Below are 16160 nucleotides of genomic sequence, written 5' to 3' on the forward strand. Positions count from 1 at the left end.
CGAGTACATGAGATGGGCGTATCGATTTTTTTATTAATTCTTTTTTCTATTACTGCAGTAATTTGCTTGTCTTTTTCTATTAAACATCGCTGGTTGTTATGGCCGCTTGTGTTGGCTTATGTTTTTCGAACTTTTCTTTTTTTTCTAGATACTTTCCGTATATTTCGCCCACCAGGTGCGGATACTGATGCAGTACGTTTTACTGTTACGGCCCATCATTGGTCTCAATGGAGTTGGCAAGAGCTATTTGAGGGTTTGAATCTTTTTGAATCGCTTTTTTACTCTTGGTTGGGAGCTGTTGTACAGAAGCTTGTAGGTCAATCCGTACATATCTTGCCTGCATTCAGTTTCGTGTTTGGGCATGTGGTTGTAGCTATGACGGGCCTCATTGCTTATCAATTGTGGGGAAAGCGGGCGGGAATTTTTGCTGCTTTTATTATGGCCCTTTATCCATTTGCTGCTTTTAACTCTATTCTTGCGATGCGCGAAGAAGTCGCTATTATGTTCTTCGTCTTGGGCCTTTATTACTTTCTTCGTTGGGTCGGCGGTAAGTCCTTGCTTGGCTTGCTATGGGCTTGCACATTCTTCGGTATCGCTGTCATGTTTCATCCTGGTTGGATTGGGGCTTTTATTGGAATGGCTGCCTATCTGATTGCTTTCCTGTTTCGAACAGTAATAAAGTCCGATACTACAACTGCTAGTCGCCATGATGCTTTCAAAGTCGTGTTGGCTTCCGCCATGCTATTATTATCGATAGGCATGGTGGCTTCCGGTGGTAATGTTTATCTAGGTAAAGGTATTGAAATTGGTGGAGAAGGAGAAAGTGGCGTGGGGGATGCTATTGAGTCTCGCTTCATGAGAGAGGCAACTGGCGGATCGGCTTACCCAAGCTTTATAGCTACAGGTAATCCCTATACCCAGCCTTGGCTCATCCCAGGAAGAATAGTCTACTTCCTGTTTTCACCCTTCCCTTGGGACATTCGCAGCGCTCGTCAATTGCTAGGCGTCATTTCCTCTCTGCTTTATATGTTTTTAGCATGGCGTGTTTATAAAGGCTGGGATACACTAAAGCATCGTGAAGAATGTATCGCCATGCTATTCATGTTTGGCGCTTTGACATTCATATTTGCCATTGGTGTAACCAACATTGGTACTGCTATTCGCCACAAGACGAAACTTCTGGCTCTTTTTGTGATACTTGCAGCTTCTACTTTTCGTACCATCTCGATAAAGCTAAGGAGAGCCTAGTTGCTGGACCTACTGATTATAGCGGGAAATTCACGCTCATTGATCGCCAACAGGGGAGACCTTATCCGAGATATTAAAGCTCGAGGGTTGTCTGTGGCAGCCGCCGTTCCGTCTGCAGATTATCTGCCTGATGTGGCGCAATTAAATATCCCAGTTTATCGCTTCGATATGGGGCGTACCGGTATGAATCCTATACATGACTTGAGCACGCTCTTGTCGCTCCGCAAGCTGATTAAGCAGCACAGACCTAAGGCTGTATTTAGTTATAATATCAAGCCAGTAATCTATGGAAGCCTTGCGGCTAGAGCTACGGGTGTGTCGCGCATCTACTCGATGATTACAGGTCTTGGGCATGCTTTCACCGAACAGAAACGCAAAAGTCATGTGCGTCGTATAGCTTCGTTACTATACCGTATCGCTCTTTCTTGCAATCGAAAAGTTTTTTTTCAAAATCCAGACGATATGCAAGAGTTTCTAAAATGGGGCATTCTGCGTGACTCTTCCAAGGCAGTGCGAGTCTATGGATCTGGTGTCAACATCAAGCAGTTCTCACCTGCACGATTGCCTTCTGAGCATGTCACGTTCATGTATATCGGGCGCCTGTTGATGGAAAAGGGGATCGTGGAGTTTTGCGAAGCTGCGGCACGGGTTAAAGCGCAATACCCACAGGCACGTTTCATGGCTGTCGGTCCTCATGACCCGAACCTGCCGCATGCTTGTAGCAATAGGGATCTGGAAAGATGGAAAGCTGAAGATGCGGTGGAGTTCGTGGGCGGAGTCCCAGACGTTCGACCTTGGTTAAAGCAGTGTACGGTCTTCGTCTTTCCCTCCTATTATCGCGAGGGGACCCCCCGTTGTGTGCTAGAAGCGATGAGCATGGGGCGTCCTATCATCACCACCGATTCTCCAGGGTGCCGTGAAACGATTATTAGAGGCGAGAATGGCATTCTAGTGCCGCCTCGCGATAGCCGGGCGGTGGCAGAGGCCATGCAACGCTTCTTGGATCAGCCGGATTTGGCCTCACAGATGGGAGATGCCAGCGTGCAACTGGTTGAAGAGTTTTATGATGTTCGCAAGGTCAACCGTATGATCATGGAAGCCATGGAGTTGACATGAGTCGTTTTAGCAAGCGTCTGTTCGATATTTGTTCTAGCTTCGTTGCGTTACTCCTTATCTCACCGCTGATGATTTTAATTGCGCTTTGGGTCAAGTTGGACAGCAAGGGGCCTGTGCTCTTTTTGCAGCAGCGTGCGGGGCTTGATGGTAGGCCATTTCGTATATATAAGTTTCGTACTATGGTTGAACGCTCTTCTGAGGCTATCGATCAGCATAAGGAACAGGTGGTTAGCGATGAAATGGATCCGCGCATTACACGTGCAGGACGGTTTATTCGCTCTACCAGTCTCGATGAGTTGCCTCAGTTATTTAATATACTCAGAGGTGACATGAGTGTGGTTGGTCCGCGCCCAGTCCTGATGGAGCAAAAGGAAGTTATTCCTCCGGGCTACCAAGTACGTTTCTCAGTCCGCCCTGGACTCACGGGGCTCGCCCAGGTTCGTGGTAGGCGTAGCCTCGGCTGGCTCCAGCAGCTTGCCTTCGATGCAGAGTATGTGAAGCGATGCGGTTTTTTTTATGACATAGGCATCATCCTGCTGACGGTCAAAGTTGTGATGACAGGCAGTGGTGTTTACGGAGGCGAAGGCCTGAATTGGCGCGCCTATCGGGATAGCTTAAAAGGAAGGCCGGCCAAAGATCGCGATGTTGAGGAGGCCGTCAAGTGACAATCCAGCGCATGATGATCACCAGCAGTCCAGACGTGGCATGCTATATCGAACAGCATGGTATCGCGCGTATCTTTATGGATCAGGAAGTGATGGGTAAGGCCGAGCGACAGGGACATCTCGATACCCATAAGGCTCAGCACACCTTAGAAGAGATAGCAGCAGTTGCACGGGTGCTCAAGCAAGCGGAATTGATGGTCAGGGTTAATCCCTTACATGAAGAGAGTGCTCAGGAAATCGAGGCGGCGCTGGACCATGGTGCCCAGCGTCTAATGTTACCGATGTTCACCTCGCGAGAAGAAGTCGACTGTTTTTTGGATCATGTTCAGCAACGCGTGCCGGTTACGTTTCTTGCTGAAACGCCGCAAGCCCTGGTGCGCCTTTCTGACTGGTTGCCCTTGCTGAATGCAAAGCAGGATGAAGTTCACTTCGGCTTGAACGATATGGCGCTTGGGATGGGGCTCGACTTTTTGTTCGAGGCAATGGCGGGGCGGCTCTTCGATATTGGGGCGCTTTTGTTGAACGAGATGGGCATTAGATGGGGGGTTGGCGGAGTGGCTCGCATTGGTCAAGGCGAGCTTCCCGCAGAGATCGTGCTGGGTGAGCATGTTCGCCTGGGCTCGCAATGGGTGATCTTGTCTCGCGCTTTTCACCAAGGCGCGATAACCACAGAAGCGCTTTTGGAAAATTTGGATTTTCCCAATGAAATTGCTGCGCTTCAGACGTCAGAAGCTGAGTGGCGCACGCGTAGTGATGAAGCCCTCTTGCAAAACCAGAAGCGTCTTGCTGCGTCTGCTTTCCGCTTGGGGCGGACAAGGAGAGTTGAGTGAATCTAACGTCACTAGATCGTATCCTTGTATTACAGAAGAGCCAAGTCCTCGAGGAGCAACGTGGCACTATCGCAGCGCAGTTGAAAGCTGTCTGGAAAGAGGTCGATATCCACTTTGCCGGCTCGCCGGAAGAAGTGCCGGAAGGGCAACGTTTCGATGCAGTGATAACGCCAACGTTGCCCTGGCTACCGCAGGCCCTTGCCAAGCTGAGCGAGTATCACTGGATCCATTTCCTTTCGGCTGGTGTAGAAAAGATCTGGGACATGAATTTCAATAAGAGCCGTACACTATTGACCAAAAGCAGTGGCGTACATGGTGCGCCCATGAGTGAATTCGCAATAGGCGCAATGCTTTATTTTACTAAGCAATTCGCACGTTTTCACGATCAATCGATACGTGGAGAGTGGAAACGAACTTGGTTGAATGAGCTCACCGGACGGCAATTGACTATCGTCGGGCTAGGCCATATTGGCCAGACCTTGGCCCGAAGAGCAAAGGCATTTGATATGCATGTTTCCGGCACACTCAAGCGGATCAGGCCGGTCACAGGAGTGGACAAGGTGGTACCGCTTAGCGGAATTTATAGTGAACTTGCCACGACGGATTTTTTGGTTATCTGCTTGCCGCTAACAGACGAAACACGAGGAATCGTTGATGACGCCTTCTTTTCCCGGCTAAAGCCGGGAGCCGTACTGGTGGACATCTCGCGTGGCGGTGTAGTGAAGGGAGAGGCCGTTATCAATGCATTGGACACTGGCATCTTGAAGGGGGCGGCGTTGGATGTGTTTGAGCATCAACCGCTACCGCTTGATTCTCCTCTGTGGAAGCGATCTGATGTTCTAATAACACCGCATGTGTCTGGCACCACGCCATTTTATTTGCAAAGAGCCTTAGGGGTCTTTATCGATAATGCAGAAGCGCTTCTTATAGGTAAAAAACCGCTTACACCTGTCCATATGGAGATTGGGTACTGACATGCAGGGATGTACAACTTCCGAGATCATTCTTGTTACCGGTGGCGCGGGATATATCGGCTCTCATACGACCCTGTTACTGCTCGAAGCAGGCTATACGGTAGTCGTATTGGATAACCTATCCAATGCTTGCCGGGAGTCGCTTTATCGTGTCGAGTCACTGACCGGAAAAAGCGTCAACTTTATTCATGGCGATGTGCTTGATGACGAATGTCTGAAAATTGTATTCGATACTTACAATATCTCGGCTGTGATTCATTTTGCAGGCCTTAAAGCCGTTGGGGAGAGTGTACGAGAACCTCTGGCATACTACCGTAATAATGTACTGGGTACATTGGCGCTTTGTGAAGCAATGCAGACGGCCGGTGTCAAGCGTTTGATATTCAGCTCTTCCGCTACGGTTTATGGAATGGATGCACCTGTACCGTATAAGGAGACTCTACCAAGAGGCGCGATCGCCAACCCTTATGGTCGATCGAAAGGGATGGTAGAGCAGGTGCTCGAAGATCTTTGTGTGGCGGACAGTAGCTGGTCGGTTGTATTACTGCGCTATTTCAATCCGATTGGCGCCCATCCCTCTGGTCTAATGGGTGAAGACCCCCAAGGCATACCAAATAACCTGTTGCCTTTCATCGCGCAAGTCGCTATTGGACGGAGAAGTGAGCTTGCCGTATATGGCGATGACTACGCGACTCCAGACGGCACCTGCATCCGTGACTATTTACATGTCATGGACCTTTCGGAGGGGCACGTGATGGCATTAGGTAGGTTGTCGCATGTAGGTATACATAAATACAACTTAGGCGCTGGACATGGTTACAGTGTTTTGCAGGTGATAGAGGCATTCCAGCGGGTGACTGGGAAGAAGATACCCTATTATTTTGCTCCGAGACGGGAGGGTGATATCGCCGCATTCTGGGCAGATGCTTCCAAGGCTGAAAAAGAGTTGAGCTGGCAGGCGCGCCGTGAATTGGATGCGATGGTCGCCGATACATGGCGTTGGCAGAGCCAAAATCCTCAAGGCTATCAGCCCAAAAGTGAAAATGACCGGGAGATTAGCCCAACAGTAAGTGCTGGTTGACTTAGCATTTGCGATTTCATCAAAGCTACCTGTTATCTCACTTACACGCGTAACTCCAATTCACTCATACTAAAAATATTTATCTAGCGTTTCGTGCCAGTCCTTCGATTGGTTAAAATGCTAGTACCAAGCTGAGGGTGTATATCTTGAGCGACGTTCAGGGAAACGAGATGCAAGAAAATGGGGCTGACTTAACTGAAGACGATCGACGTAATATCAATCCGCCCGTTGATAAACGATTTTATTATAATACTTACGGTTTAACAGTTTCTTCTCAAATTGAACTGCCCGAGCTTCCCGCTATCGAGCAATGTACTGATCCTGAAATCGAGATACTGACTCAAAAGGTCGATGAAGAACTAGAGGGCGCGACGTTCAGCGGTTCTTGGTTACAGATCAGTGATGAAAGCTGCCAACTGAAATTGGAAGGTATTTCCCGTTACCGTATTGAGAAAGGCCAACGAATACTGCTGGATCGGCGCATCCCGCGAGATCCTGAAAAGGAAGTAGTTCCCGGTGACATTCGACTCTATCTTCTTGGTAGCGCTCTGGGAATTTTGCTCCATCAGCGCAACTGGCTACCATTACATGTAAGTGCCTTGAGTACTCCTGACGGGGTGTGGGCTTTTACAGGGCATTCCGGGGCAGGTAAATCCACTCTAGGAGCTTGGTTGCATTACAGCCAGGAGTGGCCTCTTGTCACGGATGACGTCGCCGTTATCAAACCTCATGAAGAGCTCCCCTATCTTTATCCTGGTCCTCCGCGAGTTAAGTTATGGAAAGATGCCTTGGCTGCGTTAGGCATAGACAAACAGGGGCTAACCCGAGATTTGACGCGTACAGATAAATACCATTTAACGCTCAGTAAAGGTTTTCAACGTCAACCTCAGCCGCTGAAAGCACTTGTCATGCTGGAAAGAGGAGAAGATGGTGAGGAAGCCACACTGACAAAGATGAAGGGTATTGAAGCATTTAAAATTGTGATGGCCACTTTGTATCGACCTGAAGTAGGACGTGAATTCAATAGCTCTGAATCGCTATTGCAAAATATTAGTCGGCTCGCTGGTCAAATCGAGGTCTACCGATTTCGCCGCCCATGGTCCTTGAAGGACATGAATCAAAGCATTAGGCCGCTGTTACAACGTATCAATGGAGAAGAACATGAATAAGGATATCTCAATGGGCGATATCATAGTAAAGATAGAGTCACAAATTTCTGCGTCTGTTGATGAAGAGGAAGCTGTGCTTCATACAAAGGCGGGCGTCTATTATTCCCTTAACTCTGTCGGGCGCTATATTTGGCACTACATTGAGACTCCGAAAAGTGTAGGAGAAATCGTAGATCATGTGATTTCTGCTTATGATGTTGATATGGAAACTTGTATTGCTTCGGTGAAGGGGTTGTTGGTCTCTTTGAGTGAGTACGACCTGATAACCATACGGAAGGCATGATGACAATTTTTTCTGGTTGGATAGGCGAGGCACCTAAAAGTCAGCATGAGGAGATAGAGACTAGACTTAAAAGCGCTTTTGCTTCTTTCCCCAAGAAAGAGCTGCTGTCATGGTCCTCAAGTAACGTCATCATGACTCAGTCACAGGATGTAACCGCTCCACCCGTACTTAATGGTGAGGGTGTCTCCATTAGGAATAATGGGGTGATACTGCTATCCAGTGCCCGCCTAGATAATGTCAATGAATTGAAAAGCGGCCTGATCCTTGCCAATCATGATAAGAGCACTACTGATCACGCTCGGCTGATTGGAAGTGCCTATGGTAAATGGCAGAAGAAGTGCATAGAAAATATTACTGGTGATTTTTCTTTTGCTTTGTGGGACGAGAGTAAAAGGGAGCTTTTTTGTGCTCGAGACCGCTTAGGCGTTCGACCGTTTTATTACCACAAGAATAAATATGGGCTATGGTTTTCAAATAATCTGAGAGTGTTGATATCTTCCATTGGTTTTTTGCCAGAAGTAAACAAGAAAAGAGCTATTCTATGGTTGCAGGGGATTGAGAGAGAAACATCTCTGACCTTCTTCGAGGGTATATTTCGACTCCAAGCAGGGCATACATTAGTCGCTACTCCTGACAAAGGTCCTTGCATCGAAGAATACTGGCATTTGAACAATGATATGCCAGAAATTGAAGGGACATTAGAACAAAATTCGCTTCGCTTTCGCGAACTTTTCATGGACAGTATTCGAACGAGAATGGATTGTCCTGGCAATGTTGGCATCGAGCTAAGTGGCGGGCACGATTCGTCCGCTATCTGCTCCTCTGCTGCCCTATTGGACAGAGGGCGGCTCAGATCTTATTCAGCACTCTTTCCTAGCAACCCTGAGTGTGATGAATCTTTTTATATTAACAAGGTCAATGAAGAGTCAGGAATATTAAATCAGTCAATAAATGCTGAAGCGCTGAGCGTTGTTGATTATTATGATAAGAGTATTCTTGCGCATGGAGATTGTCATCATGCTGCAAATATTAGGATTGTCATGCGGATTCAAGAGCTCGCCAAGCATGACGGGTGCAATGTAATATTAAATGGAGTCGATGGTGATAATGTTGCATCTCATGGCTTGTATAGATTGACTGAGCTTGCTGTAGCTGGAAAGTGGAATTCGTTTATAGATCAGGCGAAAAGTATTTCTGATATCTATGGGGCTTTTTATAAAAATCCTGATGAAGGCATATTTACTACTTTTGGAAAAGCCATCCTGCAAGAAAAGTCAAATAAAAAAGTTTCGATAGAAGTCATATGCGCAGTATTTCTACTTGCGTATCGAATGCGGATCAATGCACGCCACTTAGTTAAACAGAACATGGTGAAACCATGGATGAGAAAGCTGGGTGTAAATAAGGGCGCTAAGCCTGGTAATGTCATAGTCAAAGACAGATTGGGACGATATTCAGCAGATCAGCTGGATGAAAGTTTCATCAACGAAACCGGATATAAAGAGTATCTTCAGGATTATCTATCCTCTAGACAACGCTATATATCAGAAAATCAGGCGCAACACTCTTTTCTTACCAGTGGTGTTAATGAGCAATATTTCGAATACACTCATTCGATTTCGGAGCTGAACAATATTGAGACACGCTTTCCGTTCATGGACCAGCGCTTGATCGAATTTTGCCTGGCGCTACCGGCCGACAACAAGTTGGATAACGGATGGACCAGGTTAATACTTCGTGCTGCAATGAAGGATATTTATCCTGCGAGCATCGGTAAGAGACGTGAAAAATCTAACCTTGCACCCAGTGTTGAAGGCATTATCGTTGGGCAATGCTTTGCTGATCTCAAGGAAGCGGTTCAGCGGCCTGATGAAGAAATTTGGCAATTCTTTTCTGCCAAAGGGGTGGATAGTATGATAAAAAATTATAATCCTCATGACGATAATATATATGCTTCACAGGCAGATCTCTGGTCTATCTGGTGCTTGAGACGCTGGTTGAGTCTTAGAGAAACATTCAATAGCTCTGTCGGGAGTTCAACAAACAGAACGCTATTAATAGGGTAGATTGCTATCGTTAAGTACCTATACAAAATTGATCCGGTATTCGTTGCCATAGCCTGACAGCACCTTGTGCACATGGTCTTTCAAGGACGAGAAGCTTTCGTAAGCCGTCAACGGCAGCCACTCATACTTGACTTTGCGCCAGAGAATCTCGATCAGGTTCAATTCTGGCGAATACGTCGAGAGATAGACGACATGAACCCGCTGGTTCAGCCAGTCCAGTCGCTTGCGCTGGAAGCGAGCCGAGCGATGAACACTGGCATTGTCCAGCACCACGATGGCAAAGGCGTCCGGCGACTTCTGGGCAACCAGGCGGTCGAAGGCCTCGATGACCACGGTCGTGATTGTCGCCATCGTCGAGTAGTAGATCAGTTTGCCCTGACGACTCAAGAAGCCCAGCACGTTCAGGCGCTGACTGTGCGAGTAGGCGGGTATTTCCCGGGGGTGGCCGACAGGACTCCAGGCGTAAGGCAAGGCGGAGGACTGAGCAAAGCCTGACTCGTCGAAGTAATACAGTTCCGTCTCGCCCCGATCCTCCCAACGCTGAAGCTCAGCCAGCAGGCCTTGTGTATGACGGAAGTCCGTCTCGTCACGCCGGCCTTTCAGGGATCGCCGGGTGCGCTTGAAGCTATACCCCAGATTTTTTTAATGCTCGCTTGAGCGTCATGGTGCAGGAGCGTTTCCCGGTTTCCTGCTGGAGTCGTGCCTGGACGGCCTTCAACTGATGAGGTTGCTCCTGGGCGAGTTCAAGTAACCGTTCCCGCTCCGAACCACTGTAGATGGCAGGGCGACCCGTGCGCGGTTTGTCCCGAAGCCCTTCGAGACCCTGTGCCTCCCAGGCGTCGAACCAGAGCGAGACCGTCTCGCGGGTGACGGAGAGAATCTGACAGATCTGGTTGATGGTATGGCCCTGGTGGCTCAGCACGATGGCATGAGCCCGCCGACGCATGGCCGGTTTCTTTCCATAGGTGTAGGTTTCATCAATGCCTGACGGTCAACGTCGGATAGGGGCGGCACAAAGCGGAATTTCATGCTCATCGTCCTGGTTCAACGGGGCAGAGCTATAAGCATAGCGGAAAATTTGTGTTTAGGTACTTATATGGGAAACAATAAGCAATAAAATAACGAATCGATGGCTCTTGAAGAAAGCGCTGAGAAGCGGCCTCATCCAGATTGCTATCTGGGGATGTCGCTGCCCAGCGCTTGTGTTCTTACGCTAGCAACAAATCAAGAATCATATGCCGAGGTTCCTACTGGAGAGCCGATCGGCACGTCAGTGATTTGCATAGCACTGTTTTGCAGAGTCATTTCCCCTACGGTACCCACCCGCTCAATTGTCGGCAATTCGAAAGCTTGTTTAATGGCTTGTTGCTTGTCCATGATATGCGTTCCCATGTTGATAGGTAGATAATACGGCGTTGCTCTATTAGCATAGCAGGTTGGGAGCTGTGGACAAGAAGAAATGGAACATGTTCAATGAATTTAACACTACAATGGCGTGGTAGCTAAGCTTTTGGCATTTCCAATGCATAAAAGCTGTGCTGATGAGTTTATAGTCTCTTCAGCACAGCAAAATATTGATTCTAAATGGTACTGAAAACGCCATGAACAATAACTTTAGAGTTAATGCCTAGGCGTGTTTGGCTTATTAAGAGCCCAATACGTTATCGAGGTTACCATCGACGGGCGTACCTTGAGGAACGTCAGTCACTTGAATAGCCCCGCCTTGCAGAGTGATTTCCCCAACAGTACCGACACGCTCGATACGCGGTTGCTCAAAAGCCATCTTGCTGTGTGATCTCTTGATATCCATATTCTCACCTTAGCGGTTGCGATGAAATGAGTGTTACCTTTTGTTACCATCTTAGCATAGCATTTTGAGAGTTGACTCCAATACGCTTTTTGTCATTTGCGGTGATGGTTTTTATAATGCCGGGAGCCTTGGGTTTTTGTGATTTATGTAGGGCAATCCTCATTAAGAAAGCCGTTCTCTCAGCGTGTTATCCGTGATCGCTAATACAACTCGAGCTTGTCTCAATACGAATTAACCTCTCCGTCTCAAGCTGCAGGAGGAAATTGAGCACCTCCTTCTGGCAGGTCTCCTTACTGACTTCATACTCCACTTCGATCTGGCGGCAGATATCTTCAACGTAAGTGTTTTCCTCGATCAAGGACCAGATCCTTTGTCCCACCGCTTGGGTACCGTAGTACATGCCATTGTTAGGGCTAAAGATGACTAGATCGTCGTCAACCGGGGAGCTCAATTGCCCATCATTTTTTGATACCCTATCTTGAATCTTCATGACACCCCCTCATTATATTAATTACATGAAACTTTTATGTCGATCAGACATTATTTTTGATGGCTATTTATAACTATTCTTCTTGGTAATTTCTTAGGTAGCTTGTAATTGGTGTATATCGGCCATTATGGTGTCCGAGCACGGTTTGAGCGTTTACGCGCAACCAGGCGTGAGCCTTCATTACTAAGCGGTCGTCATCACTGCGCTCGGTCAGGGTGCCCAATACCAGACTGCTGGAAATCTTGCGCCGATTCAGCATCCACTGTGCTGCCATGGCCAACATGAGGCATGTGAAGCGGCCAAAGGCAAGGCGGTTGATGATCTGGACCGATCGACTGATTTCACTTGCACTTGCACTTGCACCGACCGAGGCATGCTGTCTAGGGTCGGATTCCCCCGGCGTGCTTGAACCAAGGCGATGGGACCACCAGCGGAAGGGCAAGGCTCGCACCATGAACCAGGCGACAGGTAACAGGGCAGCTGCTTCCAATAGCATCAGCTTGCGGTTGGCAGAGAGTTGACGAAAGCGGCGAAATTTACTCATGGCGATATCCTTGGCCATCGATAATAAGAATGCAGCTATCCATGTGGTGCCTTCCATTCAGAGCAGTGTTGCCTCTCTGGCTGATAGTGGCTTGTTATCCGTTTGAGGCGTCAGCATGCAGATACTGGAGTGCACCTTTTCGTGCCTGGCGAGAACACAAACCTTATGGTAACATAATGTTTCTATAACGTAAGCCTGTGTCATGACCTATGAGGCATCATGGGCCATGATTCAAGACCATGTCAGGGATGATTTCATGACTGTGCCATCGACTCTTTCCCCGCCGGACACTGCGCTAAGGCTGCTGCTGCTGCTGGCACGATTGGAACTGTCTGAAGCGCAGAAAGAAAGCGTATTGCAGCTGTGCCAGCAGGTAGACGATTGGGGTGAGGTCATACGCCGTGCTCAAGCATGCTTCTTGTTGCCTCTCGTCTATCGCCATTTGCGCCGTCTGTCACCTGACAGTATGCCTCCCGAGCAGCTGAATGCCATGAAGTTGAAATGCATGTTTGTGGTGCAGCATGGGCTTCGTGTCGCAGCGGCCCAGCAGTCCCTGGTGCGAGATCTGCTCGAGCCGTTGAAGATACCGCATCTCTTTTTCAAGGGGCCTACGCTGGCAGCGCGCTACTATGATGATCCTGCCATGCGGTTTTGCCGAGATATCGATGTATTGATCGCTCGTGAGCGCATGGCCGAGCTTATCGATCATGCGTTGGCACAGGGTTATATAGCCCACGACCCCAGTGATTTGAAGCGTGACCGCACGAGTCTGGAGTTCGTGTCAAAGGTGCGCAAGGTCATTAGCCTTGTCTCTCCCCATGGTGTGTTGATCGAGCTTCATCAGAAGATCGACAATACGGGCTCGATCTATGACTCCAGCAAGCTGATCGCGAATGGAGAGCATTATCGGTTCAATGATACCGCCATCCAAGTCATGCCGACCTCCGAGCTGTTTGTCTATATCTGTTTGCACCATACCAAGCACTATTGGTCACACTTGCACTGGTTGGCAGATATGGATGCCATTCAGCGTCATGCCGATTTTGACCTTGATGAGGTCTATCGTCATGCAGAGAGGCTTGATCTCGTCACTACGGTAAATGCATCACTTGAGCTGTATCGCGCGATGGCCACACCAATGCCTTGGGATGAGAAGATGCTCTCAGAGCATGGCAAGGAGATGGTCGGCGCATGCCTTGTCGCCCTTCAAGGGGGGTATGAAGCGGAGCTTGAGCTGCGCAAGACCAAAGTGATGCCGGACTACTCCTTTACCTGGCAGGCCAATATGGCCTACCGCCTGCGCTGGCAATACCTGGGGTGGACGCGCTTTTTCTGGGTCAGCTATGACGACTATCTTGCCTGGCCGCTGGCACCTAGGTGGCAATGGATCTATCGGGGTACGGGACCATTCCGAAAGGCCTATAAACACTTGGTTGTCGAAAAAGCCTCCACTTAATCAGGGTCTTATCGCATGATAAAAACCGAAAAAGTCATGGCGCCGCTGCTCTCTCTGCGACGTATCTTGCCTATGCTCTGGCAGAGCAGTCCCAAGTGGACACTACTCAGCACAATGATGATGGCGCTGGAGGTCACCTTCGGCTTGGCCACGCTCTATTTGCTCAAGCAGTTGGTGGATGTAGTCACTCACATGCTGGGCGGAGACGGTGGTGGGAGTGGCGTCGGGTTGGAGCAGGTGCTGTGGTATGTGGCCTTGACGGGGGGCGCGACGCTAGCCTTTATTGCCAGTCGGGGCGTCTCCAGTCTTGCGCGTGAAGCGCAGGGGATGATCGTTGCCGATTATGTCGACCACGAAATGCATACCCGTGCCGTGAATGCCGATCTTGCCTTCTACGAAAGTCCGCTCTACCACGATACGCTGGAAAGAGCACGCCAATCGGGCAATCAGCGGCCAGCGCAGGTCGTCAGCAACTTGATGATGCTGTGCAAGAACTCCCTCATGTTGGCCGCCGTCGTCGTTCTCATCGTCACCATCAATTGGCTACTCCTTCCCGTACTGCTGATCGCGATTCTGCCCGCCTTGCTGGTACGTATCTACTTCACCCGCTATCTCTACGAATGGCAGCGACGTCGCACACAGCTCGAGCGACGGGCAGGTTATCTTGACTGGTTGATGACCTCGGATGTCAATGCCAAGGAGCTGCGGCTCAACCAGTTGGGCGACTATCTGAAACGTCAGTATGCCGAGTTGCGCGGCGTGATCAGAAGCGAGCGCATGCGCATTACCCAGCGGCGGACCAAGGTTGAGCTTGCCGTTGCGAGCATTGCCTCTATGGCTTTTTTCGGTTCGTTGGCGTATCTCGCCTGGCAAACGGCGGAAGGACGCAACACGGTAGGCGACCTGGTGTTGTTCTTGCTGATTTTCCAACGTGCTCAAACGATGGGGCAGGAGCTGGTTCAGCAGCTTTCGAAACTCTACGAGGACCACCTCTATATGGGATTGCTATTCGAGTTTCTCGATATCAAGCCCGTCATTGCCGAACCGGAAGCGCCTCGCACGATCCCCGATACGCTGAAGGAGGGGGTTCGTTTCGAGAACGTAGCGTTCAGCTATCCCGGGACCAACAATCAAGTCCTAAAGGGGATCGACCTCTCGATTCGCCCTGGTCAGATCGTCGCCTTGGTCGGGGCCAATGGCTCGGGAAAGACCTCGCTTATCAAGTTGCTTTGTCGTCTTTATGAACCGACGAGTGGCCGCATTACCCTAGATGGAATCGATGTCAAAGAGTATGGCCTTGAGGATTATCGTCGGATCTTCAGCGTGATATTCCAGGATTACTCCCACTACGCCACGACGGTACGAGACAATATCCGCTTCGGTGATATCAGACAGCCTGCCGACACGCCGGCCGTCAGGGAGGCTGCCTTGAAGGCGGGGGCGGATCCATTCATACAGAATCTCAAGAAGCAGTACGATACGCCATTGACACGCATGTTCGACGATGGGCAGGAGCTGAGCATCGGGCAGTGGCAGAAGGTCGCGCTGGCACGGGCCTTTATGCATCGTTCACATGTCATCATTCTCGATGAGCCGACCAGTGCCCTGGATCCTGGGGCCGAGTTCGAGCTCTTCGAAAATTTTCGAGAGCGTATCGATCATCGAGGGGCGTTGGTCATCAGTCACCGACTCTCCACGGTAAGGATGGCGGATTATATCTATGTGATGGATAACGGTGTCATTCGCGAAGCGGGAACCCATGATGATCTGATCCGCGAACAGGGGATGTACAGTGAGCTATTCAGCCAGCAGGCGCATTATTATCGGGAAGTCGATGCCTGATATGGCTAGCTTCATCATGTGAGGTAGTGGTTAATCTTAGGTTCCCGGGGCGCAAGGCCCCGGGAGATGAATGTCACGACTGACCAATGATATCTTTTTCTTTGTCGTGTCCGCTCCACCACTTCTTTTTCCAATGCCAGTAATAGTGCCACTTCTGCCCATATAGCGTCTCTTCAACGCTCATGTTGGTCAACTCCGGTGTGACCCACGCACTCTTGCCTTGTTGTGTTGCACGCTCGAGACTCATTGAGAAACTCTCCGTTGTATCCTTTATGAGGCCGCTCGACGGCGGCATTTTCTAGGATTGCTCAATTGTGTATAAATGTCAATTAAGGTTAATTTTAGTTACATTGCTGATAATAAAGTGCGTCATTAATAAGTTGGTAAGCTATCGACAGGAATGGATTCCCGAATGACGATGGAGTAGTAAACGTATGAGGCATCATCTTTGGCGAAGCATTAACGGCATACTTCTATTCGCGTTTCTTGCACTGTTGATCGTCTTTCAATGGGCTTATGCCTGGATTCCTCTCATCGCTCTGGGAGTGATGGCGGCGGGAGTGGCGTGGCGACGAACGTCATGCGG

General features: G+C 49.3%; 16 protein-coding genes and 1 pseudogene. 11 read left to right on the forward strand and 6 right to left on the reverse strand.

The window, feature by feature from the left end:
- Positions 1–12 precede the first annotated feature (12 nt).
- From HJD22_RS05415 to HJD22_RS05455, 9 genes are all read left to right on the forward strand, one after another.
- Complete coding sequence (locus tag HJD22_RS05415; RefSeq protein WP_208653742.1) at positions 13–1248, forward strand: glycosyltransferase family 39 protein; 1236 nt, start codon at positions 13–15, stop codon at positions 1246–1248.
- On the forward strand, positions 1249–2364 hold the full coding sequence (locus tag HJD22_RS05420; protein WP_217267816.1) for a glycosyltransferase family 4 protein: 1116 nt from the start codon (positions 1249–1251) through the stop codon (positions 2362–2364). It begins immediately after the preceding gene.
- A complete protein-coding gene (locus tag HJD22_RS05425; RefSeq protein WP_208653743.1) occupies positions 2361–3029 on the forward strand; it encodes a sugar transferase in 669 nt (222 codons plus the stop codon). The genes HJD22_RS05420 and HJD22_RS05425 overlap by 4 nt, the downstream gene beginning before the upstream one ends.
- Positions 3026–3859, forward strand: a complete 834-nt coding sequence (locus HJD22_RS05430; RefSeq protein WP_217267817.1) for an aldolase/citrate lyase family protein — start codon at positions 3026–3028, stop codon at positions 3857–3859. The genes HJD22_RS05425 and HJD22_RS05430 overlap by 4 nt, the downstream gene beginning before the upstream one ends.
- Positions 3856–4833: a D-2-hydroxyacid dehydrogenase gene (locus HJD22_RS05435; protein WP_208653744.1), complete on the forward strand. Its 978-nt coding sequence runs from the start codon at positions 3856–3858 to the stop codon at positions 4831–4833. Before HJD22_RS05430 ends, HJD22_RS05435 begins: the two co-directional genes overlap by 4 nt.
- A gap of 1 nt (position 4834) precedes the next feature.
- Positions 4835–5914 carry a UDP-glucose 4-epimerase GalE gene (gene galE / locus HJD22_RS05440; RefSeq protein WP_208653745.1) on the forward strand — a complete coding sequence of 360 codons (1080 nt, stop codon included), beginning with the start codon at positions 4835–4837 and terminating at the stop codon, positions 5912–5914.
- A gap of 146 nt (positions 5915–6060) precedes the next feature.
- Entirely contained in the window at positions 6061–7083 is a 1023-nt protein-coding gene (locus tag HJD22_RS05445) for a hypothetical protein (RefSeq protein ID WP_208653746.1), read from the forward strand.
- Complete coding sequence (locus HJD22_RS05450; RefSeq protein WP_208653747.1) at positions 7076–7366, forward strand: PqqD family protein; 291 nt, start codon at positions 7076–7078, stop codon at positions 7364–7366. Before HJD22_RS05445 ends, HJD22_RS05450 begins: the two co-directional genes overlap by 8 nt.
- Entirely contained in the window at positions 7363–9432 is a 2070-nt protein-coding gene (locus HJD22_RS05455) for an asparagine synthase-related protein (RefSeq protein WP_208653748.1), read from the forward strand. The genes HJD22_RS05450 and HJD22_RS05455 overlap by 4 nt, the downstream gene beginning before the upstream one ends.
- A gap of 18 nt (positions 9433–9450) precedes the next feature.
- On the opposite strand, the pseudogene HJD22_RS05460 reads toward HJD22_RS05455, so the two are convergent.
- The 5 genes and pseudogenes from HJD22_RS05460 to HJD22_RS05480 all read right to left on the reverse strand — a co-directional run bounded on the left by HJD22_RS05460 (position 9451) and on the right by HJD22_RS05480 (position 12276).
- Positions 9451–10461, reverse strand: a pseudogene (locus tag HJD22_RS05460) (IS630 family transposase).
- 195 nt (positions 10462–10656) lie between these two features.
- Entirely contained in the window at positions 10657–10809 is a 153-nt protein-coding gene (locus tag HJD22_RS05465; RefSeq protein WP_208653749.1) for a hypothetical protein, read from the reverse strand.
- A 268-nt stretch (positions 10810–11077) separates the two neighbouring features.
- A complete protein-coding gene (locus HJD22_RS05470; protein WP_208653750.1) occupies positions 11078–11242 on the reverse strand; it encodes a hypothetical protein in 165 nt (54 codons plus the stop codon).
- 187 nt (positions 11243–11429) lie between these two features.
- Positions 11430–11732, reverse strand: a complete 303-nt coding sequence (locus HJD22_RS05475; RefSeq protein WP_208653751.1) for a PqqD family peptide modification chaperone — start codon at positions 11730–11732, stop codon at positions 11430–11432.
- Positions 11733–11805: 73 nt separating this feature from the next.
- A complete protein-coding gene (locus HJD22_RS05480) occupies positions 11806–12276 on the reverse strand; it encodes a lasso peptide biosynthesis B2 protein (RefSeq protein WP_208653752.1) in 471 nt (156 codons plus the stop codon).
- A gap of 226 nt (positions 12277–12502) precedes the next feature.
- Between HJD22_RS05480 and HJD22_RS05485 the strand changes: the two genes are divergently transcribed.
- Both HJD22_RS05485 and HJD22_RS05490 read left to right on the forward strand, forming a co-directional pair.
- Entirely contained in the window at positions 12503–13732 is a 1230-nt protein-coding gene (locus HJD22_RS05485; protein ID WP_208653753.1) for a nucleotidyltransferase family protein, read from the forward strand.
- Positions 13733–13747: 15 nt separating this feature from the next.
- On the forward strand, positions 13748–15574 hold the full coding sequence (locus tag HJD22_RS05490) for an ABC transporter ATP-binding protein (protein WP_208653754.1): 1827 nt from the start codon (positions 13748–13750) through the stop codon (positions 15572–15574).
- A gap of 73 nt (positions 15575–15647) precedes the next feature.
- Here HJD22_RS05490 and HJD22_RS05495 read toward each other — a convergent pair whose 3' ends face one another.
- The gene (locus HJD22_RS05495; RefSeq protein ID WP_208653755.1) at positions 15648–15821 is read right to left on the reverse strand and encodes a hypothetical protein; all 174 of its coding nucleotides are present in this window, start codon (positions 15819–15821) and stop codon (positions 15648–15650) included.
- Positions 15822–16160: the final 339 nt, after the last annotated feature.

The organism is Halomonas sp. TA22 (assembly GCF_013009075.1).
Taxonomy (GTDB): domain Bacteria; phylum Pseudomonadota; class Gammaproteobacteria; order Pseudomonadales; family Halomonadaceae; genus TA22.